The organism is Leptospira jelokensis, assembly GCF_004769635.1.
Lineage (GTDB): Bacteria > Spirochaetota > Leptospiria > Leptospirales > Leptospiraceae > Leptospira_A > Leptospira_A jelokensis.
Map to the genome: position 1 here is coordinate 408,960 of NZ_RQGH01000026.1, position 25,437 is coordinate 434,396.

Below are 25,437 nucleotides of genomic sequence, written 5' to 3' on the forward strand. Positions count from 1 at the left end.
AACCAATGAAGTTAATTGTAGGGCTAGGAAATCCTGGCGATAGATATAACAACAATCGATCTAACATTGGTTTTAAGATTCTCGATGTCATTGCCAATAACATTGGCATCGAAATCAAAACTAAAAAGAAAAAATCGCTCATTGGACGAGGTGACTTTGAAGGTGATGAAGTGGTTTTACTCAAACCGCAGACCTTCAGCGAACTCTCTGGTGAGTCAGTCCTCTACATTGCCTCCTTTCTCAAAATCCAAGTCAAAGACATCGTTGTCATCCACGAAGATGTGGGACTGGAACTTGGCCAAATCGTCGTCACAAAAGGTGGGGAAAATGACACAAACCAAGGTGTAAACTCGATTTCTGTCTCATTACGTTCCCCCAACTTCATCCGGATCCGGATCGGAATTCTCAATTCCAGCTACAATCCGAAAAAAAGAGAAGATTTTTTACGTGAAGATTTTGAGCCATTAGAGAACCTGAGTTTGATACAGATCATCAATGACGCCGAAGCGGCGATTCGTTCCATATCCATGGGGGATATTGACGAAGTGATTCAGAAATATCACCTTTGATTTCAGTCTAATCATCGGAAGTCTTACATGAATAAAAACATCAAAACCGTATTCCTATTTTTACTCGTATTCCTTGTCATTTTGGCAACGGTTTATAAGGGCCAAGACTTTGCCGGTAAACCCGACGAAATCAGTTACTCCGATTTTTTGAATATGGTCGAACCCATTGAGGGAAAAAAACCCATTGGGAAAATCACTTCCAAAGATGGAAAAGACATTTCTACGAAACAACAAATCATCATCGATAAAGAACTCATCGAAGGTTGGTACATCCCTGAAAATAGTAAGGACAACAAACCAAAACCATTCAAAACCAATGTCGCACAAGTGAACGATGATTTGGTGACGAAACTTCGTAAGTCACGCCTTAGTTTTACAGCAAAATCCACGGAAGAAAATAAATTTTGGAGTGTGGTTTCAGGCATCATCCCTTGGTTATTCATCCTTGGTATCATCTGGTTTATCATGATGCGCCAACTCCAAGCTTCGGGCAACAAGGCATTTACCTTTGGTAAGTCTCGTGCCAAGATGAATGTAGACCCTAAAGTAAAAGTTACGTTTAACGACGTGGCAGGTTGTGAAGAAGCAAAAGTAGAACTACTTGAGATCATCGAATTTTTAAAAGACCCAAAAAAATTCCAAGCCATTGGGGCAAGGATTCCGAAAGGAGTTCTTCTTGTTGGTCCTCCAGGAACTGGTAAAACCTTACTTGCGAAGGCAGTTGCTGGTGAAGCAGGGGTTCCATTTTTTTCCATCTCTGGCTCTGACTTCGTAGAGATGTTTGTGGGTGTGGGAGCATCTCGTGTCCGTGATCTTTTTGACCAAGGGAAAAAGAATGCTCCTTGTATCATCTTCATTGATGAGATTGATGCAGTGGGACGCCTCCGTGGTGCAGGACTTGGTGGTGGGCATGACGAAAGGGAACAAACCCTCAATCAGATGTTAGTCGAGATGGACGGGTTTGAAATGAACGAAGGTGTCATTGTCATGGCGGCAACAAACCGTGCTGATGTCCTTGACCCGGCCCTCCTTCGCCCTGGCCGTTTTGACAGACAAGTGATCGTCGACCTTCCTGACTTAAAAGGCCGTGAAGAGATTTTAGCTGTTCACGCGAAAAAAGTTCCTTTGGTTTCTGATATTTCTCTTAACTCCATTGCACGCGGAACTCCTGGTTTTACAGGAGCTGATCTTGCCAACCTCATCAACGAAGCAGCCCTACTTGCGGCACGTCGTAACAAAAAACGAGTCACCCAAGAAGAATTGGAAGAAGCTCGTGATAAAGTGATGATGGGACCAGAACGTAAGTCGATGTTCATCTCTGAGAAGGAGAAAGAGATGACAGCTTACCATGAAGCAGGGCACGCACTGCTTGGCACCTTACTTCCGTATACCGAACCAGTTCATAAAGTAACCATCATTCCTCGTGGGCGAGCCCTCGGGCTCACACAATCCCTCCCAGTGGAAGACAGACATTCCTATCGTAAAAACTATTGTTTGGATCGGATTGTGATGTCGATGGGTGGATACATCGCCGAAGAACTCATCTTTGGTGATCCATCGAATGGATCTTCCAATGACATCCAACAAGCAACAAACATCGCTCGCCGTATGGTTTGTGAATGGGGGATGTCGGAAAAACTCGGAACCATCCACTACGGATCCGGTGAGTCTTCTCCATTTATGGGCAGGGACTATGGTCACGCGAGTAAACCTTACTCGGAAGAATTTGCTGCGATGATTGACCAGGAAGTGAAACGTATCATCCAAACTTGCCTCGACAAAGGTCGTGATTTGGTGAAGAAAAACCAAAAGAAATTGGATGCGATTGCGAAAGCCCTTCTTGCAAAAGAAACCATCGATGCACAGGAACTCATGGACATTGTCCAACCTACGTTTGATAAATTTTCGGATAACAAACCAGGAGTTGGTTCTAAAAAAGGAAAAGGCACTTCCGCTACAAAACCAGCTTATTCGGCTTAATGAAGTATTGGCTCTTTAAAACAGAACCAGACGTATTTTCCATAGACGACCTAATACGAGAAAAACTCTCGTATTGGGAAGGTGTCAGAAATTACCAAGCACGCAATTACTTACGGGACGAAGTAAAGTTAGGTGACTTAGTTCTTTTTTACCATAGTCGTTTGGAACCACCAGGTGTTGTAGGCATTGCCGAAGTAGCAAAAGAAGCGAGCCCTGACCCCTACCAATTTGATCCCAATCACAAATACTTTGATCCAAAATTAAAGGGCACAGAACCAAGATGGTTTGGTGTGCATCTCAAACCTCACACGAAGTTTCTTGAAATGATTTCCCTTGACCTTTTAAAAAAAACAAAAGGATTGGAAAAGATGGTGGTGACACAAAAAGGATCGAGACTATCGATCCAACCGGTCACCAAAAAAGAATTTGAAATCGTAACAAAACTAGCGGGTGTTAAGATTCCATAAACTGATTACGGTTTTGCTGTAAATACCTGCACAGCCTTTACCTTATCGACATCAAAAAACTTTTTGTCTTTATAAAAGTAAGCACCTGCTCCCATATAATTGAATTCAGGGTTTAGAATGTTTTTTCTGTGCCCGGGTGAATTGAACCAAACTTCTACAACAGCTTTTGCCAAACTTAAATAGGTATGGTTTGGAATCGGTGTTCCCGCTTTGGTATAACTAAAAAATGGACCACCATTCTGGACAGGTGTAAAAACAGGCCTTCCACTTTGGTATTGGATTCCAAAAGCATTGATGATGTTTTCTGCCGAATAGGTTTCCGAGATTCCTACGAGATCCAATCGATCCTTAAGAGTTTCTTTTCCATTCACAGTGCTGTTATGCGAATAAAAATCGTAGGTAACCATATCTTGTGCATGACCAAACGCGGCTTGTTCACATCGTTCGGAATACTTAAAAGGTCGCATTCCCAACTGTTTTCTTTCTTTGGATGTAACATAAAAAATAGCCGCATTTAACAAAGGGTAATCAACTTTATTAAAATCAATCGTCGCATTTGCGGGACCATAGGTTGGGAAAGTTTCTTCGTTAAATGCATCGTATTGTTCCACTTTCCATTTATCAGAATCGGGAAGTTCCCTTCCATCTTCGATACTTTCTAAAAAAGCCAACTTAGGTTCTTGTTTTTCGACAACTTGTTCCACTTTTTTAGGTTCTTCAACAACGACCACAGGAGTTTTTTTGACTTCTGGGGTTTTGCAGAGTGTAAACGTGAATAAAGATAAAACTGCAAATGCCAAAAGAATGTTTCTTAACGTACCTTGCATTTCCAAAAGGTTTTGATTCCTATCTTGGATTTGGTTTTCTTTGGTTTGAAAATTCATATGATCTCCTATAAATACCGGTTGTAATCTTGCACAACATTGTGAATGAGATTTCGTTCTTTGTTGTACTGTATGGTTTTCGCTTCTTTGATTCCAGATTCCCAAATGAACATAAACGGAATTCCAAATAAAGTGGAATGTTTTTGTCTGTATTTTTCACGACCAATCCACTTATCATTTAAATAAAAATCAGCTTGAAGGACTCTTTCTTTAGAATAAATGGATGGTAATAATCCAGCAGTTCCAATCATAAAAATAGTAGAGATGGAAGATACCCAAAAGTGTTCATATTCGTTCACTTCACTTGTATACAAATCGATGTGGTGTGTGGCACGCACTCCATCTGACAACACTCGACCAAAATAACCTGTTTCAGTTAGGTACTTTGTATAAATTGCTGTGATCTCTCGTTTGTTTCGATTGTTTTCGGGTGTAGAGACTTGGATGGTTAGCAGTGGAATTTGTTGTTTGAGAGTGGGACGAGAAACGATGGGCACATCCTCACTGATATAATTATAACAAGATTGCAAAAACATAAGGGAACATAAAACAAGAATTGTAAAATTTCGAAATTGAATCATAGTCCGTGAGAAGGCTATCAATGTAGAAAAGAAGGAAAAGCCTTTTTTTTAAAACTGAGAAAAATCGACAATTTGCAAATGGTGTAAAAGGAAGCCACCGAGGAAAGTAAATACAATCCAGGCCACAATGGAAATGGAACCTCCAATTTTGACCATTTCGATGCTTCGTATCCCACCGTAACTGAAGGCCAGAGCATTTGGTGGAGTCGAAACTGGAAGTGGCATGGCAAGGGAAGCACCGATGGTGGCACCAATGGCGGCAGGTAAAATAAGATCACCGGGAAGCCCCATGGTAATTGGCAAAATCAAATTGGCTACACTGGTATTACTTAAAAAACAAGAAAGCAAAAGGGACAAAATCGAAAAAAACAAAAACAAAGAAAGCTGACTTGATTCACCTAACAGAAAGAGACTGACAAAGTGTTTGGCAAGACCCGTTTCTTCAAATGCTTTTCCAAGTGCGATCCCACCACCCATAAGGATGAGGACGTCCCAAGACAAATTGCGAAACTCTTTTAAATCCAATAAGGAAAATCCAAAAAATACGATCACAGGAAAAAGTGCAACGGTTCCATTTGAGATTCCATGCCAATCGGATGAGATCCAACCGAGGATTGTGACGAGGATGACAAAAATGGATAGGTTTCTTTTGTTTTTCGGAAAGCTGTTTGTGGAATCTTGGATTCCAATTAAGTGAAGGGAAGAATTTCCTTTTTCTTTTTTAAGGTACACTATGTACAATATTCCTGACAAAGCAAAAACAGAGACGAGAAACACTGGAAAGGCAAATGCCATCCATTCTAAAAATCCAATCGGAAAGCCTTTTTCTTGTAAATAGGCAATTCCAATCACATTCGGGAGTGTTCCAACAGGAGTCCCAATTCCCCCCAAATTGGCTGAAAACGGAACCATAAATAAAATCGATTTGCGAAGGGGACTTCCTTCCTCTAAGGATTTCATCATCGAAGAGACGAGGCCGAGCATCATGGCGGCAGTGGCAGTGTTATTCATAAAACAAGAAAGGAAGGCTGTGGCCATTCCTAAGGAAAGCACTAGCAAATATGCTGAACCTTTGGTTTTTTTGATCACAAATGAAGCAATAGTGGAATCCAATCCGTAAAAACTAATGGCACTGGAAATCACAAAGCCACCTAAGAACAGTAAGATGGTCTCAGAAAAGTAACAAGACAAAAAAGTAATCGTTTTTGGGGCTCCAGGACCCCAACCAGGAATTAACCAAATGAGTTCTAAAAAAAGAACCAAAAATCCTGTGACATAGAGTGGGATGAGTTCTGTGATCCATAGGAAGGAAACAAGGAGTGCAATTGCTAAATTGATTTCCTGGGCGGGGGTGAGTCCAAGCCAATTTTGGTACCATCCGAAGATTGCAGGAAAAATGGAAAGTATTGAAAATAGAAGGCCTGCTCGAATCATTGTGACTTGACGATTTACACTCACCTGATACTTTTTCGATAGACTCAATTCGTTTCAAGCAAACAAATACAATGAGACTTTCCTGAAATTTCTAAATGTTCATTTTTTATGCAAATATCCTATAACGACTTAAAACAAGCAGTTTTGGGTAGTGGCCCAATGGGTATCATTATCGCTTCCATGCTGGCAGAAAAGTATGATTCTATCACCTTATGGATTCCTGACAAAGAATTTGTAGAACTCCTAAAGAAACGCCGCCAAACAGAAATTATGGGAAAAACCATCGAACTTCCCGATCATATTGAAATTGTCTCAAGTTTGGATTCCTTTGGCAGGGATGATTGGGCCTTTCATGTTGCAGTGCCTTCAAGGTCATTTTTGGATAGTGTGCATAGTTTGATCGAGGTCCTTGAACCTTTTAATAATTATGTTTTTTCCTTTTTGACAAAGGGAATTTTGGATTCCAAAAATCGTAAAAAAACAGGTTTTATCACTTACTCACAATACTTACAAAATTATTTAATCGAACGCAATTTTAATAACGCATCTGTTGCCGTCGTCAATGGACCCTCTTTACTCGGCGAAATTTTAGAAGAAAAGTTTAGTTTTTTTAATATCGGTTCTACCGAAAAACCAACAGCTGATTATTTAGCAGAAGTGTATTCCTCACATTTTATGCATACATCCATCACTGATGATGTGATTGGAATGGAAATCGTGGGTGTTGCTAAAAATCCAATGGCGATTGCAAGTGGGATTGTTTCCTTACTTCCAAGGTATGGATCCAATTTACTCGGTGAAATTTTATCCGTTGGTTTCCAAGAGGTAAGAGACCTTGCCATGCGTTATGGAGCAAGGCCTGACACGGTTATGGGAAGGTCTGGTCTCGCAGATTTTATCACAACCGCAACTAGTAACAAAAGTAGAAACAGAGGGTTTGGCCAAAAGATCGTAGGCGAACTGTTGTCAGGTGGCGAAAAACTGAGTATCAAAGATAGAATAGAAATCTTTTTTGCACCTCGTTCTTTTATCGAACGTGAATCTACCAAATGGCACGATAACGTAGAAGGAACCTACGCCCTAAGCATTCTCATCGAACTTGCAAATGAAATTCGCCTTCCATTCACCTTACATCGAACTCTCTTTGATGTTTTAACACGTAAACAACCACCAGGTGCACTCATTGATCTTATCTGTGGCAAAAAAACCGAAGCCAAAAATATACCCCTTGTGGTTCAGAAAAAAGTTGGTCTCAATTTAACATCTGGGATTGACTTTCAAAACTTACTCGTCGACCGAATTCTAAAACAAATTAGCAATGTGCCAGGAACAATCAGCCGTGTGAAAAAACAATCCTCTGCCGTGATTGAATCTACACAAAAACGCCTAACCAAAGCTAAACGAAAAAAACAAAAACTCGAAGAAACAAAGTTTGAATCGGAAGTAGAAATTTGGCAACGATTTCAGAATTGCCAAAAAGATGAGGAACTCACTTCGATCAAAGAACTCGTTCGATTTTATGTAAATGAAATTGCCGACAATTACAGCCCTACTGTTCGTGAATCGGTTTTACGATTTGTGGCACCAATTCGTTTGTTTTCAGGTGGATTTTTAAAAGGTTCGATGATCCCGCATGTCGGGGGAAAAACGGAAGTGGTCAAAGCACTTTCTTCCAAATACAATTTGTTGTACGCACCCACACATAGATCTCATTTGGATTCAGTTGAGGTTGCCTATTCTCTTTTCCATTTAGGTTTGCCTGTGCCCCGTTATGCGGCCGGTATCAACTTAATGTCTAATCCATTTTGGGAGTGGATGTTAAAATCTCTGGGTGCCTATGCTGTTGATCGTGAGCGGACAAGGAACAGTTTGTATTTAGAATGCCTTACTTTATATTCACAAGTGATGCTCGAACAAGGGATTCCCTCTCTTGTGTATCCAGAAGGTACTAGATCAAGAACGGGTGCCATTGTTCCAGTGAAAACAGGACTACTCACAACCGCAGTGAATGCATTCCGAAGTTCGGGAACAGAGATAGTCATTGTACCCATTTCGGTTTCTTATGAAACAGTTCCGGAAGACAATCAGTTTTGTAATGTACCAGAAGAATTGGGCATGGCAGGATTTTTAGCAAAACGATCCAATGTCTATGTTGAATTTTGTGATCCAATCCCAATATCAGAATATGCTCATACAGAAGACCCTACAATCGAACTGAGTTACCGAATCACAAAAGGGTGGAAACAATATCATAAATTATTACCAAACCAAATTGTTTCCAAAATTTTAGTGGAAAATGATTATTCCATTGAAGTCTCACAAAGTACGATGTTAGTTGAGGACTTTATTTCCCGCCATGAAGGCAATTACCTGACAAGGGATCCGGAAGAAATTTGGGAAAAAGGAAAAAAGATCTTAGAAAAACGTAAGATGATTGAAGAAGCCAATCGAATGATTCATTCGAAAAACGATGCCTTACTCCAATACTATGCGAATATGATACCTGAAGACGAAGATAAAAAGTACTAATATAAATAGCAGAGAATGTTCAAAGGATAATATGAGTTAAATCAATTTGATTTAACTTCAGAAAATTTATACATTTTGAACGGGAAGCCTTCCCCGTTTGCGGATATAAATAGTTTTCTCTAACGTGGCAACGATATCATTTCCTTCATCAAATACATTTGTGGTGAAGTGATATTCCCCTTTTCGTTTTGTTTCCACTTCTGTTTTGATCCTTTGGATTTCAGATTCTGGAATCGCAAATGTCGCCGTCACCTTACCTTTTCCAGGTTTAACAAAGGTCATGGATCCTACTTTATCCCAAACAATAAAATCAGATCCCAATTGTTCCAAAAGGATTAACATAAAAAATGGATCACACATCGAATACAAAGATCCACCAAAGTGAACACCAACATAGTTTTTGTTATAAAATCGAAGGTTCATTTCTACTTGGAAAAATGATAAATCCTTTGCTATTTTTTTGATACGAATTCCTGCACCAATGTAAGGTGGATAAAAATTATATAACCAAATTTTGAATCTTTTTTTCCAAGAAATATGATTCATACTTATTTTAGTTCCTTCTTTTTATGTTTGGAATTGATTAGGTACACAGCTAACATCGCCAAGGCGCCACCGATAATGACAGGAACTTGAATGACCTCATCTAAAATCAGATAACTACTTAAATAAGCGGAAAGTGGAACAATAAAAATAAAACTACTCGCAATTTCAGAACCAAGCCTAGTTGCCGCATAAAAATAAACAGTCGTTCCAAATGTGGTAGAAATCACCGTGAGGTAAAATATTGCAAACCAAAAGGATGGTCCAAATTCCCATACCTTCCAAAAATTGGGATCATTCCAACAAAAGAGAAGTTCCAAAATAGATCCAACTCCATAAACATAAAAACTATAGGTGATAGGAGACATGGATTTACCAGTTCTCTGGCTATTCAGAGAAAGGGTTGCCCAAACAAACGAACAAAGTAAAAAGAATAGATTTCCAGATAACAAAAGATAGTCGATACTAATTTTCCAAACTTGCAGAATCACAAGCCCACCAATGAATCCGAAAAAAAGACCGAGGACTTGTCTTTTGGAGATCGATTTTTTTTGGATTAGAAAAACGATAAAGAATGTGACAATTGGATTGAGCGTGGTGACAAGAACTCCACCTGCGCCAGGTAATCCGTTTTTCAAACCTAAAAAGAAAAATTGGTTGTATAAGGTATAAATGATACCACCTACCAAAACACTCCAATAGTCTTTTCCTGAATTCAACCGGATGGGAAGTCGCAAACCATACAAAATTGGGATTACAGAGAGAAATGTAGCAAGGAATCTCCAAAACACAAGGACAGGCACTGGCACCAAACCTGCGATCATTTTTGCAATTGGCCACGAGATTCCCCAAGAGACCATCGCCAAGATTAAGAGGATTAAAAATTTAATGTTCAAATGTAGTTTCCTTTGATGAGCAAATTCAAACAATAGGTTGTCAAAAAGGAGATTGGGATACCAATTCCTAACATAAGGCTTGCTAAATGAGGTGAAATGTTTTTTTCAATTGTGATGACTGTGGACGTAACCATAGGTGCCATTGCGGATTCAAATAAAATTGTTTGGAATAATAATGTTTCATCTTTTAAAGGAGAATAAACAAAATACACAAGGATTGGTGCCAAAACGAGTTTGAATCCAAGTCCCAAAATTAAATACCTTCCGTGACCAGCAATTGTCCTTAAATCCAACATATACCCAACAGAAACTAGAGCCAGCGGAGTCAATGTATCTCCTAACCGCAATAAAACGATTTTGAGTGCACTTGGATACTCCCATTGCCTTGTAAGGATGGCAAATAACAAAGCATAAATGGGTGCAAATCCAAGGACTCGCTTCACCAAAGTCAAAAAATCCCATTTTCCATCCATGGCAATGGACGCGAGAATGATCCCAGGAAAACTCAATACCATAAAGGTTCCGAGTTGGTCTGACAAGATACCATACCCAAGGGACTCTTTCCCCAAGTAGGTTTCCAGTAGAGGAAACCCAACAAATGATGTATTGCCAAGACCTGCGGTTAACGCCAAACATACCATAGTTGGAAACGACATAAATTTTAGCTTATAAAAAACAAAGAAAAATAGGATCGCAAATCCAAACACTAACCATGGCATAGAAGTTGGCATAATTGCAGTAACCGTAATTTGTAATTCATGCACATGGTACAAAACAAGTGATGGCAATGAAACAAAGAGGATAAATCCATTGAGAACCTTTGGGGTGTTTTCTGGAAACTGGGGGATCCTACGAAACAGTAACCCCAGTCCAAAACAGATTCCGAGTAATAAAAAATTTTCCATACCTAAAACGAGAGAAAGGTAGCAAGTGCATTTGGATCAAAGAACACACCCTCTTTTTGTCTAGGTGCTTCTAATCCATCTCGAACCATTTCGGCATAACCTTTTGCAAAATACAAATACTTGGTTGGTAGTTTTTTCTTTATATCGTGAACAGTTTGTTCCAGTAGTTCTGCCAACACCAATACATTGTATGTGAGATCGGCGATGTAAACTCGATTCATATCCTTCCATTCTTTGGATTCTTCTTTTAAACACGTTTCCAATTCTTTTCGTTTGGTTTGGAAAAGAGAATACACAGTTTCTAATTCAGAAATGCCTTTTACTTCGGATGTGAGTTCATCCAATAATGTTTGGAAAGCAGTATAAACTTTTGGTTTTTGTAAGGCATGCAAACAATGGTCTGTGATGATCAAATGGGTTCCTTCCCAAGTTTCATTGATAATAGAATCATTGTGTAATCTTGGGAGGGGAGAAAAATCTCCGATGATCCCATTTCCACCTAACGTAAGGATCGCTTTTTGTGTGATGTAACTTGCCTGAGAAGAAGATTTGTATTTTAAAAGTGGAACTGTGATTTCGGCAGCTTCATCACCTCTCTCAGCAAGGGCAACTGATCGGAAATTGGCAAAACAATTTGCCGTTTGTAAAATTTGCATCTCCGCAAGTGTTTTCACAAAAGAAGGAAATTCTAAGATTTTTTTCCCATACGCTGTTCTGTACTTTGCATACTCTGATGCTTCCATCACAGACCTTCTTGCATTTCCACAAGAACCAAGGCCCACATGTAACCTTGACGTTTTGATGATATAGCGAATTAAATTCACAAGCCCATGACCAGGCCGGCCAAATTCTTCCGCTTCCACTTTGTCATAAATGATCTCAACTGTAATTTTACCACGAGATCCAATGATGTCTTTTTTGCGAAGGATGTGGTGGCCGTTCAGTTCACCATTTTCTTTGATCCTTGGAACTAAAAACATTCCTACCGTATTTGTTCCTTCCATCTTCGCCGTGGTTACCCATAAATCTCCAGGGTTCGAACAAAACCATTTTTCACCGGTTAACTCCCATTTGCCGTTTGGAAGTTTTTTAGCAATGGTTCTGTTGGCTGACACATTACTTCCGCCCACACGTTCCGTAACATATTGGCCCGCCATAAAATGAGAAACACTGCCTTTTCCTGCAACGAGAGGGAGATATTTATTCTTCTGTTCTTCTGTTCCAATTTTTTTTAAGGCAAGGATCATTCCATCTGTCATGGCCAATGGACAGGCAACTCCCCCCTCGCCGTTTAAATTCATCAAGTAAGTAAGCGCATAACGATGGATATGTGTGAAATCAAATTTCCATTCAGGATGAAAGTCTAAATTGACCACACCATGATCATAAGAAATTTTTCGTGCCAATTTTTGTTCTTCTGAGTATTTGATAAAATCAATACGTTTACCAGTGCGGTCATATTTGACAACTTCGCCGTATTTCCCTTCCTTATGACACTCTTCTGTGAGTTCATCCAAAATCCCTCCCACAAGTTCCCCATACTTTCGGATGTGATCGACCATTGCTTGTTTGTGAGCTGGTTCGTATTCCGCCGAATAACGATCCACCATTCGTTGTAAGGCAGGATCCATATCGTAGAAATTTTTACCTCGTAGGCCTTTGTATTCGGAAATATCAAACGGTTGTAAAGATGGATGTTCAGAAATATGGTGACTCATATCTCCAGTTCAAAAAAAGGAATAGGATTCACTAGCAAAAAAGTCGGCCCGATTTGAAATTGGTTTAAGAGATAGATTATGGTCCAAAAAACGGAAACAAAAAAGGCCAAACAGATTTTGCATGATGTCATTTTTGAACTGCAAAACGTTTCCGAATCCATGCAATGGTTTCTTTCCTATGACCGTCTCTCGGAACTTATAGAAATTCGAAAAGAAGAGTGCCTACGCAAAGTTTACCAATTTAAGGCAGCCAAACCACAGATGACTTTGTCTGGGGGATTCCATGAGGTTGATGGTGACCTTCTCGTTGATTTTTTGGCTTGGATTTTAGAATTAGATGAAGTTGCAGAAGAATTTTTAAAAGGTGGTATATTTTTTAGCGAACGCCCGTTATATGAACTTCGAGAATCATACAAATCTCTGATCCAAAAAACGATCGCGAACCATAAATTAGACCAAGAGTTAATCCTCCTACTGACAGCTGCCACAATTGATTTTGATGATGCTGTGGATTCTTATCTTATGGATAAATTTGAAATTGATTTTTTTGTGAGAAGGTCCATCCATCAATTTTTGGAAAAATTTGAAATCCACCCTGAATTTGGAGCAGAAGAATTTTTATACGAATACCTAAAAAGCCTAATCCCCACCAAAATCTTAAATTTCCGAGATATCACTAGAGAATTCCGAGATCGCACCTACTATGAGTTATATGGCAGATTTAGAGAGACCAAAAAGAAAAAGAAGAAAAAACTAGTACAAACAGTCTCAGACGAAGTAAAAGACTTACTTGCTTTTTTTGATTTGGAACCAGGCGCCAATATTACGGATGTAAAAAAGAAATTCAAAGAGCTTTTGAAAAAATACCATCCGGACATCAATAAAAAAGGGGAAGAGATGACAAAACGTATCATCCTAAAATACAATCGTTTGGTGGAATTGATCGGGACGTAAATTCTTCTATTCCATTTGTCCTTATTATATTTTAATATAAAAACGTCCTAATTATTTCATTCGTAATTCAAATAGATATTTTACTAAGATTTCATCTTTTGCTTTCATAAAAAGTAATGTTGGATTTTCCAAATTATATTCTGAAAACCTGACAACCAATTTTCCCTCCACTTCTAACATACCAAGATCCAAAACTTTCACCTTGGCATCGGAAACAAAGTCTTTACTGTTACCGCGGATCGTCAATTTTCCTTTGATGGTATATTTTTGAAGATTTGTTTTGGATTGTTGGATAGATCCTACTTTGACTTGTATCACCTGGAACTCTGGTGAACCTAAAATTTCGTGGATATGGGAATCACGTCCAGAATCACCGGAAGTGAGTTTTAAAATAGGGATTATGATTTCGAAAGGAGATGTTAAACGATACTGGCCAGCAACAAATTGTATGTTCGGATTTTCCATTTGCATTTCATTGCAAACTCCAGTTACATTTTTAGCCGTATGTTCGACAAAAAATTCGATTTGTTTATGCGATACTTCTACCGCCAATAACGGGATTCCACTGCAAACAAACACAAATACGATCAGTATTTTTTTCAACATGATTCGATTCCTACCTATCTTAAACCATTCACAATTCAATCAGACAAACTTATATGAACATACGACGAACGGAAGTTTACAAAAATGGAAAATAAAAGGAACGATTGATTCCAGTCTTTAGACTAAATTAAGTTTTCATTTTATTTTGGAATGGTCACAGGAATGGAACCTTTCCAAGTGCTCATCCCACTCCCTTCAATGGGATATGGTTTTCCTAAATACTTTGGTGGAGTGTCCCATTGGATGTCCCACCAAGCAAGCATCCTAGCAGAGAATTCTCGAAACAAATAATAGGTTTCCTTTTTATAGGTTCGCAAATTGCATTCGTAACCGTATAACTCTAGTTCCAGTTCTTTTCCTAAATACATGGCACGTGGTAAAAAAAACGATTGGCTTACAAAAATTGCTTTGTTCACCAAAAATACTTCTTTTGCCCGAATCAAAGTATCCAATGTACGAAAACCAGCATGGTCGACAAAGATATCATCTGGTTTGACTTCTTGGGACAACATGTACTCAAGCATTGGCCGGAGTTCATTGTAATCTGATTTGCCATTGTCACCAGAGAGTAAGATTTTTTTCACTTTGCCTTGTTTGTACAGTTCCAAACCGCAGACCAAACGGTCCATGAGGATGGGGGAAGGAGTTTTTCCATACACAGCTGCTCCCGGCACAATGGCTACTTCTGCTTCAGGGATTTCCGAAGGGTTATTCGTATGAAGTGAGTTCCGGTAGACAATCCAAAATCCCAAATTGGAAGCCAATGTGACAAAACAAAGGATACCAAAACAGAAGATGAAACCCAGAAACAGGGATTTCCACTTGACCCTGGAAAGGAATCGGAGCGTCTTATTTATGTAGGAATCGTGGTTCGTCATGAAGAAAAAAATTAAAGAGATTACGTCTGTTTTTTCACAAGACAATCCGAAAATCAAGAAACAGATTGATAAGGTGAAAGAAAAAGGTCACCAACGGATGACCATTCTAGTCATCCCACATGGGTATGATAGTTCTTTCCACTTCCAAATTTCCCATTTTACCATCCTATTTTTTTTAGGCCTTACTTTAGGTCTATTGAGTTTAGCAATTTTTGGAATTGTTCGCTCCAATAATACACAAACTCAGATCAACCAACTTTCAAAAATCTACGGAACCTATTTTGATACTTATATCACACATGCGAACCAATTAGAAGAAATGAAAGAAGAGTATTCTAAATTGAACGAAAACATGTTGGAACTTTTCACTTTGATCGATGGACAAGATGAAGAATTGCTAAAAATTCCAACAGAAGATTGGATTGAATCATCTGCCATTGACTCACTCCAAAAGGAAGAAAAAGAAGACAAACAATTGGATGTTGGCCGTAAATACTTAAGTGAGATTTATGAACTTAGACAACTAAAACACCGAATGGACAATTACCAACGTTTGGTGGAAGCAAACTTTCAATTTTTATACCAACGATCTGATATTCTATCAAGATCACCTTTATTCAATCCAATGTATTCTTACAACCTAACTTCTCCATTTGGAATGCGAAAGTCACCTACCACTGGTTACTGGGAATACCATGATGGATTGGATATGGCAAATGCTACAGGTACACCTATTTATGCATCCGCACCAGGTCGCGTGGTCCGAGTTACTTATTCCAACGTTGGGTATGGACACCATGTCATCATCCAACATGACTTCGGCTTTAGCACGTTATACGGTCACTGCTCTAGAATTTATGTAAGGTCAGGGCAAGAAGTAAAAGCTGGTGAACAAATTGCAGAAGTAGGAGCCACCGGAAACGTAACAGGGCCTCACTTACACTATGAAATTTTCATTTCGGAAGAAGGAAAAACCGATCCCGAACAGTACATGCAAGCTGGAGTTTATTAGTTGCCTAAAAAAACAAAAGAAGATGATCCGAAAAAACGAATCTTAGAACTTCGTAAAGAAATCAATCGCCATAATGATTTGTATTACAAAGACAACTCTCCAGTCATCACGGACAAAGAATTTGATTTACTCGTAAAAGAACTCCAAAAACTCGAAAAAGAAAATCCAAACCTTGCCGACGTTTCCTCTCCAACATCACAAGTGGGCTCCGACTTAAGCCCTCAATTTAGCAAATTCAAACACAAAGTACCTGTATTATCCTTAGAGAACACATATAACGAAACCGAACTTTCGGAATGGTTAGAAAAAACAGGGATCGAAGAAAACTATTCTTTGGAATGGAAAATCGATGGCGCCTCAATCTTGTTATACTATGAAAATGGAAAGCTCACCCAGTGTGTGACAAGAGGTTCTGGTGGAATCGGAGATATTGTAACAGAAAACGTAAAAACCATTTCGTCCATTCCACATTCACTATCGGAACCTTTGAATCTCACAGTCCGAGGTGAAATTTTTATGACTTTCGCTGATTTTGAAGAATTCAACGAAGAGTATGGCGGAAAGTTTGCCAATCCAAGGAATTTGGCCGCAGGTTCTATTAAACAAAAAGACCCAATGGAAGTCGCCAAACGTCCGTTAAGAATATTTGTGTATGACGTTTATTTTTCAAGCTCTAGAAAAGGGATTAATACCCATAAAGATATATTAAGTTTATTAAAAAAAGAAAAGTTCCCACTGGCACCTGATTCAATCATTCTACCTGGAAACAAGTTAACCAAAGAAATCGAATCCTTTCGCAAAAAAAAAGACAAAATGCCATTCCCCGTTGATGGACTTGTCATCAAATTGGATTCCTTAAACTTACGAGAAAATTTAGGAGAAACAAGCCATTCCCCTCGTTGGGCAAGAGCCTTTAAATTTGATGCCCTGCTGAAAGAAACCACAATCGAAGAAATAGATTTTGCCATTGGACGCACAGGAAAAGTCACACCACGAGCAAAAGTTACTCCCATCTCACTTGCGGGAACGACTGTCACTTATGCCACCTTACACAACCAAGACTACATCAACCAATTGGGTGCTGGCATTGGTGCAAAGGTACTGATCTCCAAACGTGGAGAAATCATTCCCGCAGTGGAAAAAGTTACCGTCCCTCCAAAAACAATATTTGTTTTACCCAACCAATGCCCATCGTGTAACACAAAATTGACGAAAGTTGATGATTCAGTAGATCTTTTTTGTACAAACAGACACTGCCCAGAACGAAAATTAAACCAACTCATTTTCTTTTGCAGTAAAAAACAAATGAACATTGAAGGCCTTGGGGAAAGACAAATCCAAATTTTCTTTGAAAAAGGTTGGGTGAAGGACATTCCTGATTTGTACACATTAGAAAAGTACAAACCAACCTTACTCGAGTTAGATGGATTTGGAGAAAAATCTGTCAAAATCATTTTTGATGCGATCCAAAAATCCAAAGAAAAAGACTTTCGATTCACACTTCCCTCCATCGGCTTAAATGAAGTGGGTCCCAAAGTAACAGAAATTCTCATTGAAAATGGATTCGATTCTTGGGAAAAACTCCTCACCCTGTCCAAATCCAAAACGGCAAGTGAAGACTTGAAAGCCATCCATGGGATAGGCCCACGGACCATCGAAGCCTTACTTGGCCATTTAAAAGACAAAGAAACACTAAAACTCGTAAGTTCTCTTATCAAACTAGGACTAAAATTCCAAGCTGACGAAACTGAAAAAAGCGACTTACAACCATTTGTTGGACAAAGTTGGTGTGTCACAGGTAGTTTTGAAAACTTCCAACCCCGTGACCTTGCCATGGACCTTATCACAAAACACGGTGGAAAAAAAGTAACGGGTGTTTCGTCAAAGACAACACACCTACTCTACGGCCCTGGAGCTGGTTCGAAGTTAGAGAAAGCCACCGAACTTGGTGTGAAACTTGTTTCCGAATCAGAGTTTTTGGACCTATTGAAAAAAGAAGGGATAACGTTTGGTTAGCGGAGGAGTGCAAACATTGGTATATCGCTTCTTTGTATTTTTGATTTTTAATTTTTGAAGCAAATTGGAATCCCAATCAAACGTTCTGAATCTGGAATCAAAAAAATGATACTTCCACTTGCATTTCCTATTTTTATCTGATAGGTAAGTTCTGTTGTCGTTCCATCGGAATCAACATTATCTGCAAGATAAATATCCTTATCCGCTAAAAGACTCGTTTTGTAAAATTTAAGTATTTCAAGTTAAACATACTCTCGCTTTCGACCTTTTGTCTTCCATGCTCAAAATTGCATTCTGGATTCCCCTTTGTATATCGGATTCGTCACACTAAATATAGTTTTATATCCATTCCGTGCACAATGCGTTTCTAATCCTTTAAATCCTGTTTTACAAGATCAGAATACTTGTTCATGACACTACAAAAAATCATCATCGTCCAAGAGAGGCACCTTTTGAATTCAATCTTCTTTTTCAAAATCTTACTCTTCATCGCAAACCTTTTCTCTCTATTTTATTTCCTAATTTTCTATTCTTTACAAATTGCATCGATTTGGATATTTGATGCCAATCCTAACGAACTGAAAGTTACTCCCTCTACCTGGCTTTTAATTGCATCAACGCTTTGTTATATGGGTTCATTACATCATTCCTTGTATATTCAATCATTTATGGAATATTCACCGTAAAATTTTATCGGGACATATTTTTAAGATGATAGTAATAATTTGAAAGTGAATTTTATTTCGAAAGAATATCGATTTGTTCTAAATTTCTATTTTCACCTTTGCAGATACCATATAAACTTCTATTTCCAAGTTTAAATCGGCAAATCCAACCTTTATAGGTAGCTTCTACTTTTTGATTTGGATCCGAACTAGAAAAGTTCATTTTCCCTTTGAAACTTTGTTTTGGTTCCTCATTCTTTAAAGTTGTTGCATAAAAAACTGTTAGTTTATTTAAAAATTTTGATTTTTTGCTAAATTTTGCAACGATCCCTAAATGATCCCAAATATACTTTATACTGTCTTCCGTGTCGTTGGTTCTATCATGTTTACCGATCTTACTCTCTAAAGTATCTAAGGTAAGCTCCTCAGGTATTTCCCAATTCGATAACATGATTTTGTCTTCCGAGATGATGATATGTATGGTTTCTGGAGTTACGGGATAAAGAGAAAAATTTGTAATTAAAAAGACGGATAACACCAAAGATTGTAATTTATTTTGATTCATTAAAATTCCTAAACTTATTATCTTCCTATTTGATTTTTAAATCCTCAACGAGCAAGTAAGAATATTCAAGTTTATGTATTAAAAGATACGGTTTCGATTGGTAGTATTTAAATGATCCGAAGCCATCTGTGATTGATACACTCTACCTTTCCCCACCAAACCAATGGATACGATGAGTCATTTTCAACCTACCCTATCACCTAATCCCAGCACCCTTTCGAACGAATTCTCCTCTGGTCCGCAACATTTTCCCGTTGAGACTGTGTTTCTTTCTTGACATGCAGGTTTTTACCTGCATATTTAATTCCGTGCCCAAAGAAGGAAAAGGAACAGATCTAGTATTTAAGGCCATGGCCGACCCGAATCGAAGGAAAGTTCTGGATCTCCTATTTTCTCAAAATGGACAAACGCTAAGCCAATTATGTGAAGAACTTGAGATGCAGAGGCAATCAGCAACCCAACACATTGAGATTTTGATCAATGCCAACCTCATATCGGTTGTTTGGAAAGGACGTGAAAAATTACATTTCATCAACCCTGTTCCGATTTACGAGGTGTATGAACGATGGGTACGCAAATTTGAAGCAAATCGATTGGGTTTTTTACACGATTTAAAAGTGCAATTGGAAGGAGACAATCATGGAACCACATAACTTTGTATATGTGACTTACATTCTTAGTACAACAGAAAAGGTATGGGATGCCATCACCAATCCAGAGATAACAAAAAAATATTGGTCGGACCCATTGTCAAAAAATCCATCCCATATCAATGTTTCAGAATGGAAAGTTGGATCTGAATGGAAACATGTAAGAATGGATGATGAAAAAACGGTGGATCTTTTAGGACAAGTTTTAGAAGTGAATCCACCTAACAAACTTGTGATTTCCTGGTCAAGGCCAGAGGAAATCAATGATCCCACGAAACATTCTCGTGTTAGTTTTGAGATAGAAGCCTATGCGAATGGACTGGTTCGTCTGGCTGTCACTCACGTAGACCTAGATTCACAAATGTACAAAGGAATTTCTGCTGGCTGGCCAAGTGTTCTGTCCAACCTCAAAACCTACTTGGAATCTGGTTTGACACTTGCGGGTCATATCAAATAGAAAAATTGTAACTATATTCTGAAACATTCAGAATATAGTTGATCACCTAACTAAAATAGGTAGGGTATCATCCCATGAATCAAGTTAGATTAACAAAATGGAATCGACAATACCCTATCATTTTATTTTTCTTTGTTCATTGTATGTTATCGAAATACCAAGGTGATATTCCTCGTCTCGATGAAAAATCCCATAACCAATCCATTCAAATTATAAAAATCGCCGAACAAATACGATTCAGCCATTACCAAACTGTTGGTGGAGAGGAAAGAATGGTATATACGCAAGAAGATTTAATCAAAGGAATACAAAGCTACAAAGAGCAGTATTCAGATTCAAAACCAAAATGGGAATATGCGAATCTGGAACAATACCAATTCGAAAAAAAGAATATGGATCCAGAAAAATTAGATGCAGTCATCAAATTTCTAAAAAAAGAAAAGGAACCCTATGTTTTTACCAGCCATAGGAAGATCCAATATGATTGGGGTACCGTTGATTGGAAGGATAAAAATGAAAACTTGATCCTCTCAAAATTTTATGGACAATATTTCGATAATGATTGGAGTCCGTATGCCTTTTTAATCAATCTAATACCCAATCAAATTGTTGGAATCGGAATCTTTCGGTTTCAAATCAACGAGCAAGTCGTTGAATTTCGAGCAAACGCCCGTAAAACGATCTGGCGATTTCCATTCCGATATTGGGCACATACTCATATATTTTCTACTAAAAATGGTAAAAATAAATTCCCGATTCTTGTTCAAATCAGTGATCCCAATGATCGAGATAAATCACAAAATGGTTTATATTTTATTTATATCAAATGACAAATTGCTCATTCAAGAGAAGGAAATAAATTTCACAATTTCAGTTTCAGAAACATTGTGAGGTGACTTTTCTATATCCGCTTTTTACATTGTAAACATGAAGCCATTTTTATTCCTCATCACGGCATTACTTTTCCTTTTCGCATTATCCGGTTGCATCCAAAATCTTGCAGAATGCCCGATGGACACCTTAACTTTAAAATCAGAATGTGAAAGCCAAATCAAGAAAATCGAAGAGAACCAAATAAACCTACTTGCGATCGCGGCAATATCATGGAATCCTTCCGGTACTTTATCCGGTAAAGCCTTAGAATTTTACAATATTCTGGAATCCTACAGAAGGAATGGATCTTATACCCTCTCAAATGGCACCACTCGAACGTTTTTAAATGCATCAAACTGTTCTGGTTCCACACGAAATCACCCTGCACTCAACCTTGCCGCACAAAAACACAACGACAACATGGTAAGGTTCAATTTTTTTTCTCACACAGGACAAGACGGTTCCACACCGAGTAGCCGAGTAAAAGCAGAAGGATTAGATGTGGGAGCTGGTGAAAATATTGCGGCAGGTGTATCGAGTGCTGAAGGGACGTTTGACCAGTGGTGGAATTCTTCTGGACACCGGACAAATATGGAAAATTGCAATTACACTCATGTAGGGATCGGTTATACGGCCCGCGAAACCATCAATGCGAACGCAAGTTATTCGCACTACTGGACCAATGTTTTTGCCACAATCCGATAAAAATGAATCTTTATAAATCAATCCTGATAGATTTTCTTTGGAAACTAACACCCGATGTTAGATGTTAGTTTCCTTTATGATTCTCGTTATTTCCTACCAAGGAACAGACACATCATTCCAAGTCGTAAAAGTTCCACTAGGTCCTTCTGGCCCATACAAACAAACTCTCACAACTTCCCTTGCACCATCCTCCAGGCTTTCATACCCTTCAAAATTGGTCAAAGCTGATTTTGTAAAACCGGGTGATACCAAATTTACCTTGATCGGTGTGTCTTTCAATTCCAACATCATTGCCAGAGTGATTCCATTCAGTGCCGTTTTTGATACCGCATACACTGGATTATAAAAGGAACTATAACTTGAGTTAGGGTCTGAGTTCAAGTTGAGAGATCCTAATGTACTGGATACATTCACAATCCTAGCTTCTTTGGATTCCCGAAGTAATGGCAACATCGCTTGGTACACTGCAAGGACACCAAACACATTCGTATCCCAAACAACACGCATTTCATCAATTGAAGCTAAACTTGCTCGAGTAGATGCCATATATTCATGCATGGATAATCCTAATTTTTGCATCCTCGTATTGGAAATCCCCGCATTGTTGACCAATACATCGAGGCGCCCATATTCACTTCGGATAAACTCACTCGCATTTTGAACCGATTGACGATCCGTTACATCCAATTGTATTGCGACACATTCATCTCCAATTTCCTTTGCCGCTTCTTCTCCCCGTTTTTTATCTCGGGAACCTAAGAGGACGATTCTCCCATTCTTGGCTAATTCTTTGGCTACCTGAAACCCTATTCCTTGGTTCGCTCCCGTGATCAGAACAATACTTTTTTTCTCCAAATCCATATTTCCCTTCTCCTAATCGAATCTTGTCTGAAGTCCCAACTCCATTTGGTTCACTACTTTTACGGAACCAAATAGTTTCGGAACTATTCAGTTTCGTAATTGGACATTTTAAATCTGGCTTTCTTCGGTCAATTAGAAAATTTTCAAAAAAGGGAGTTCCCTTTACTTACAAAATGATTTTGTATGTTATAATCAAATTCGAATGGACAAAAAAAAGAAAGGCCTACCTCCAAAAAAAAACGTACAACCAACTGTGATGGGCAGAAAAAGAGACGCTTCCCTTGATCTAGCAATCTTAAATGCAACCATTGAGATATTAGCGGAAGAAGGTTTTGATGGAATGACGATGGATCAGATTGCAGCGAAGGTAGGAACAGGAAAAGCAGCCTGTTACCGACGTTGGCCTTCGAAAGTTAAACTCGTAAAAGATGCATTGGTTTGGATGAATCGAAATCAATTAGAACTTGAAAAAATTCCAGACACAGGTTCACTCCGAAATGATTTTCTGTCAGTGCTCAAACCGCATTCAATGGAAGAATCCAATGCAAAACTGAGAGTCCTCGGAGGCCTTGGCACATTTTGGTTAGATGAAGAAATTGAAAAAAAGGGGATCACTGAAATTTTTGGACCTTGGACAGAAGTGAACCGAACCCTCATCCAAAGAGCCATGGAACGAGGAGAAATTTCTAAAAAGGCAAACATTGAACTTGTTTGTAAAGTGTTAAACTCAATGGCAACCTATCGTGCGTTAATCGAAAGAAAACCGCCTGATAAAAATCTTTTCATTGCAATCATCGACCAAATAGTGATGCCAGCTTTAAAAAATCCAGGTTAGGTGTTATTAGTTTTCGTTAATACCTTTGATCCAAAAACAATTTTTATTCTGTCGTTTCCGATTTTATAAGGACAAACTTTTCACCTCGAAATTCATATTCGTTTGAGTAAATCTTACTCGGACTTTCATCACCCTCAGGCAGAGGGCTGGTTCGTATGATAATTTTTGGTGAAATAGCATAGGTATCAATGATGGCACTTCTACTGCCTGACTCATAAAAAATAATTTCAAAAGTATTGGCTTTTTCCTTTAATACATATACGATATTTTCAAGTTCTGGTAAAAAACAACCAATACATTCATCATTTTCATCTCTTGCTGTTGTTGTTACAATGAAGTATCGATCTTTTTTTGACTGAAATGATTTAATCGAAGTTTGATTAGGGTCAATATCATAACTTATTTCTTTGCTCAAAAAATCGAAGATTTTTTTCTCAGTTGGTTCAAACAAACGTATCCTTGCATATAATGATGCATATTGATTTGATAATACAAGAGATTCGGCAGGTAAATAACAATCGGTTATTACAGTCGTTTCAATATCTGAATACCAATCCTCTTGTCTTGATTTTTGTTTTAAGACTCGAAAAAAAACCTTTCCTTCATTTGTGACATATCTTGATTTCACAAAGTAAAATTGATCTTCTTCTACTTGCTCATTATTAATTTTGATGAGTTTTCTGTTATAGAGTTGGTGCACAAAACTTGGTTTATTTTTTACATAGACCCATCCTGATTCTTTCGTTTCAAAATCGGATAGTGTCGCTAAAATTTCTTCTGTATCTCCGATCACAATATAAGGTGAAAAAACATATCCGATACTTTGCGATTTTGATTTTACCTTCATCCAATTTCCCTGTTTTCCATTTACAGAAATGGGAGAATGGCTTTCTTCTAATATTTCAACTATATCTTTTGTTTTTAATTTTTCGATCGCTTTGCTTTCAACATTGGGTTCACTTCTTAAAAATAAGGAAGTCGCTGCAACTAACCCAAAGTGAGGATTTAACACACTTAAAAAAATCAGATTTGAATCACGAGATTGGTCTTTGAGGTAACCTACTTGATTGTCCTTTTTAATCTTCCACCAATCGTTTGATTGTTTTAAGTCTTTTTTTGAAATTTTTTCTAAAATCACAAAGTTTGCATTTTTGGGAATTTCAAACAATACTGAACTCGTGTCATCTGGTTTGGAATACACTTGAATTTTCGATTTTGTTGTATATCCATTCCCAATTTGTTTCCACAAACAGTTAGTAAGGGACAATGATAGTAAGATCAATACGAACACAGATTTTGTTACACATTGCTTCATTTGGTTTTCCTTTTTATAGTCTTTGATACGTTTCGTTTACGGTTCAATGATAATCACTGATCCAATCGGAACCATTTGGAACAATCGATCCATCTCTTCATTTGTCACAGCGATACAACCATGGGTCCAATTGAAATAGGTATGTAGGTGTCCAAACCAATTCCAATGTTTCTTCATTCCATGAATGAGAATCCCTCCCCCAACCTTTACCTTTCTCTTTTTTGCTTCTTCCAATTGAGATTTGTTGGGATAAGAGATGTGTAAGGCTTTATAATAAGCCCATTCCGGAATTTGGTAATCAATGGTATACTTGCCTTCGGGAGTTTTTCCATCTCCTTCCTCGTTTTTAGCACCTTTTGGTTCAAAACCTAGGGAGATCGGAATTGTTAAAATGGTTTTGCCTGATTTGATTACTGTTAAAATTTTCTCTGATTTCTTCACATTTACGGTAGTGTCGGTGTCTGCATCTAAGCTACCAACCCAAAGCACACAAAACATGAGTAAAGGTATAAATGGATTTCGAAACATAAAATTGGTAT

The 25,437-nt window shown here is 38.2% G+C and carries 25 protein-coding genes; 12 read left to right on the plus strand and 13 right to left on the minus strand.

Annotated features, from left to right (window positions below; genetic code table 11):
• Positions 1-5 precede the first annotated feature (5 nt).
• The 3 genes from pth to EHQ62_RS11845 are packed head-to-tail and all read left to right on the plus strand — an operon-like array spanning position 6 to position 3,016.
• Positions 6-569: an aminoacyl-tRNA hydrolase gene (gene pth / locus EHQ62_RS11835; RefSeq protein WP_015676796.1), complete on the plus strand. Its 564-nt coding sequence runs from the start codon at positions 6-8 to the stop codon at positions 567-569.
• Positions 570-596: 27 nt separating this feature from the next.
• Positions 597-2,549 (plus strand): ATP-dependent zinc metalloprotease FtsH, encoded by a 1,953-nt coding sequence (gene ftsH / locus EHQ62_RS11840; RefSeq protein ID WP_135643039.1) that lies wholly within the window; start codon positions 597-599, stop codon positions 2,547-2,549.
• On the plus strand, positions 2,549-3,016 hold the full coding sequence (locus tag EHQ62_RS11845; RefSeq protein ID WP_135643041.1) for an EVE domain-containing protein: 468 nt from the start codon (positions 2,549-2,551) through the stop codon (positions 3,014-3,016). The genes ftsH and EHQ62_RS11845 overlap by 1 nt, the downstream gene beginning before the upstream one ends.
• A 5-nt stretch (positions 3,017-3,021) precedes the next feature.
• On the opposite strand, the gene EHQ62_RS11850 is transcribed toward EHQ62_RS11845, so the two are convergent.
• The 3 genes from EHQ62_RS11850 to EHQ62_RS11860 form a co-directional block, all read right to left on the minus strand.
• Positions 3,022-3,843: a CAP domain-containing protein gene (locus EHQ62_RS11850; protein WP_341866979.1), complete on the minus strand. Its 822-nt coding sequence runs from the start codon at positions 3,841-3,843 to the stop codon at positions 3,022-3,024.
• A 65-nt stretch (positions 3,844-3,908) separates the two neighbouring features.
• Positions 3,909-4,481 carry a hypothetical protein gene (locus tag EHQ62_RS11855; RefSeq protein WP_208720672.1) on the minus strand — a complete coding sequence of 191 codons (573 nt, stop codon included), beginning with the start codon at positions 4,479-4,481 and terminating at the stop codon, positions 3,909-3,911.
• Between the two features lie 48 nt (positions 4,482-4,529).
• Positions 4,530-5,915: an SLC13 family permease gene (locus EHQ62_RS11860; RefSeq protein WP_135643747.1), complete on the minus strand. Its 1,386-nt coding sequence runs from the start codon at positions 5,913-5,915 to the stop codon at positions 4,530-4,532.
• Between the two features lie 108 nt (positions 5,916-6,023).
• Here EHQ62_RS11860 and EHQ62_RS11865 point away from each other — a divergent pair, with 108 nt between their 5' ends.
• On the plus strand, positions 6,024-8,444 hold the full coding sequence (locus EHQ62_RS11865; protein ID WP_135643045.1) for a 1-acyl-sn-glycerol-3-phosphate acyltransferase: 2,421 nt from the start codon (positions 6,024-6,026) through the stop codon (positions 8,442-8,444).
• 66 nt (positions 8,445-8,510) lie between these two features.
• Here EHQ62_RS11865 and EHQ62_RS11870 read toward each other — a convergent pair whose 3' ends face one another.
• From EHQ62_RS11870 to EHQ62_RS11885, 4 genes are read right to left on the minus strand one after another with little or no spacing between them, the layout of a single operon-like run.
• Entirely contained in the window at positions 8,511-8,990 is a 480-nt protein-coding gene (locus EHQ62_RS11870) for a DUF4442 domain-containing protein (RefSeq protein WP_135643047.1), read from the minus strand.
• A 2-nt stretch (positions 8,991-8,992) separates the two neighbouring features.
• Positions 8,993-9,883, minus strand: a complete 891-nt coding sequence (locus EHQ62_RS11875) for a DMT family transporter (RefSeq protein ID WP_135643049.1) — start codon at positions 9,881-9,883, stop codon at positions 8,993-8,995.
• Positions 9,880-10,788, minus strand: a complete 909-nt coding sequence (locus EHQ62_RS11880; RefSeq protein ID WP_135643050.1) for an AEC family transporter — start codon at positions 10,786-10,788, stop codon at positions 9,880-9,882. Before EHQ62_RS11880 ends, EHQ62_RS11875 begins: the two co-directional genes overlap by 4 nt.
• A 2-nt stretch (positions 10,789-10,790) precedes the next feature.
• Entirely contained in the window at positions 10,791-12,506 is a 1,716-nt protein-coding gene (locus EHQ62_RS11885; RefSeq protein ID WP_135643052.1) for an acyl-CoA dehydrogenase family protein, read from the minus strand.
• A 78-nt stretch (positions 12,507-12,584) separates the two neighbouring features.
• Between EHQ62_RS11885 and EHQ62_RS11890 the strand changes: the two genes are divergently transcribed.
• Positions 12,585-13,460, plus strand: coding sequence for a molecular chaperone DnaJ (locus EHQ62_RS11890; RefSeq protein ID WP_135643054.1), 876 nt, complete (start codon positions 12,585-12,587; stop codon positions 13,458-13,460).
• 51 nt (positions 13,461-13,511) lie between these two features.
• Here the strand turns inward: EHQ62_RS11890 and EHQ62_RS11895 are convergent, their stop codons facing one another.
• Positions 13,512-14,066: a YceI family protein gene (locus EHQ62_RS11895; RefSeq protein ID WP_135643056.1), complete on the minus strand. Its 555-nt coding sequence runs from the start codon at positions 14,064-14,066 to the stop codon at positions 13,512-13,514.
• A 140-nt stretch (positions 14,067-14,206) separates the two neighbouring features.
• Entirely contained in the window at positions 14,207-14,944 is a 738-nt protein-coding gene (locus EHQ62_RS11900; protein WP_135643058.1) for a SanA/YdcF family protein, read from the minus strand.
• Here EHQ62_RS11900 and EHQ62_RS11905 point away from each other — a divergent pair.
• Both EHQ62_RS11905 and ligA read left to right on the plus strand, forming a co-directional pair.
• Entirely contained in the window at positions 14,943-15,956 is a 1,014-nt protein-coding gene (locus tag EHQ62_RS11905; RefSeq protein ID WP_135643060.1) for a M23 family metallopeptidase, read from the plus strand. The two genes, EHQ62_RS11900 and EHQ62_RS11905, sit on opposite strands and share 2 nt — an antisense overlap.
• A complete protein-coding gene (gene ligA, locus EHQ62_RS11910; protein WP_135643062.1) occupies positions 15,957-17,972 on the plus strand; it encodes an NAD-dependent DNA ligase LigA in 2,016 nt (671 codons plus the stop codon).
• A 738-nt stretch (positions 17,973-18,710) separates the two neighbouring features.
• Here ligA and EHQ62_RS11920 read toward each other — a convergent pair.
• Positions 18,711-19,202: a DUF7738 domain-containing protein gene (locus tag EHQ62_RS11920; protein WP_135643064.1), complete on the minus strand. Its 492-nt coding sequence runs from the start codon at positions 19,200-19,202 to the stop codon at positions 18,711-18,713.
• 308 nt (positions 19,203-19,510) lie between these two features.
• Between EHQ62_RS11920 and EHQ62_RS11925 the strand changes: the two genes are divergently transcribed.
• From EHQ62_RS11925 to EHQ62_RS11940, 4 genes are all read left to right on the plus strand, one after another.
• On the plus strand, positions 19,511-19,855 hold the full coding sequence (locus EHQ62_RS11925) for an ArsR/SmtB family transcription factor (protein WP_135643066.1): 345 nt from the start codon (positions 19,511-19,513) through the stop codon (positions 19,853-19,855).
• A complete protein-coding gene (locus EHQ62_RS11930; protein ID WP_135643068.1) occupies positions 19,842-20,309 on the plus strand; it encodes an SRPBCC family protein in 468 nt (155 codons plus the stop codon). Before EHQ62_RS11925 ends, EHQ62_RS11930 begins: the two co-directional genes overlap by 14 nt.
• Before the next feature lie 74 nt (positions 20,310-20,383).
• A complete protein-coding gene (locus EHQ62_RS11935; RefSeq protein WP_135643070.1) occupies positions 20,384-21,139 on the plus strand; it encodes a hypothetical protein in 756 nt (251 codons plus the stop codon).
• Between the two features lie 97 nt (positions 21,140-21,236).
• A complete protein-coding gene (locus EHQ62_RS11940) occupies positions 21,237-21,887 on the plus strand; it encodes a CAP domain-containing protein (protein WP_135643072.1) in 651 nt (216 codons plus the stop codon).
• 93 nt (positions 21,888-21,980) lie between these two features.
• Here the strand turns inward: EHQ62_RS11940 and EHQ62_RS11945 are convergent, their stop codons facing one another.
• Positions 21,981-22,748, minus strand: a complete 768-nt coding sequence (locus EHQ62_RS11945; protein WP_135643074.1) for an SDR family NAD(P)-dependent oxidoreductase — start codon at positions 22,746-22,748, stop codon at positions 21,981-21,983.
• A 202-nt stretch (positions 22,749-22,950) separates the two neighbouring features.
• Here EHQ62_RS11945 and EHQ62_RS11950 point away from each other — a divergent pair, with 202 nt between their 5' ends.
• Positions 22,951-23,583, plus strand: a complete 633-nt coding sequence (locus tag EHQ62_RS11950; protein WP_135643075.1) for a TetR/AcrR family transcriptional regulator — start codon at positions 22,951-22,953, stop codon at positions 23,581-23,583.
• Between the two features lie 43 nt (positions 23,584-23,626).
• Here EHQ62_RS11950 and EHQ62_RS11955 read toward each other — a convergent pair whose 3' ends face one another.
• The gene (locus EHQ62_RS11955; protein WP_135643077.1) at positions 23,627-24,898 is read right to left on the minus strand and encodes an SH3 domain-containing protein; all 1,272 of its coding nucleotides are present in this window, start codon (positions 24,896-24,898) and stop codon (positions 23,627-23,629) included.
• A gap of 36 nt (positions 24,899-24,934) precedes the next feature.
• The gene (locus EHQ62_RS11960; RefSeq protein WP_135643079.1) at positions 24,935-25,426 is read right to left on the minus strand and encodes a L,D-transpeptidase family protein; all 492 of its coding nucleotides are present in this window, start codon (positions 25,424-25,426) and stop codon (positions 24,935-24,937) included.
• Between the last annotated feature and the right edge of the window lie 11 nt (positions 25,427-25,437).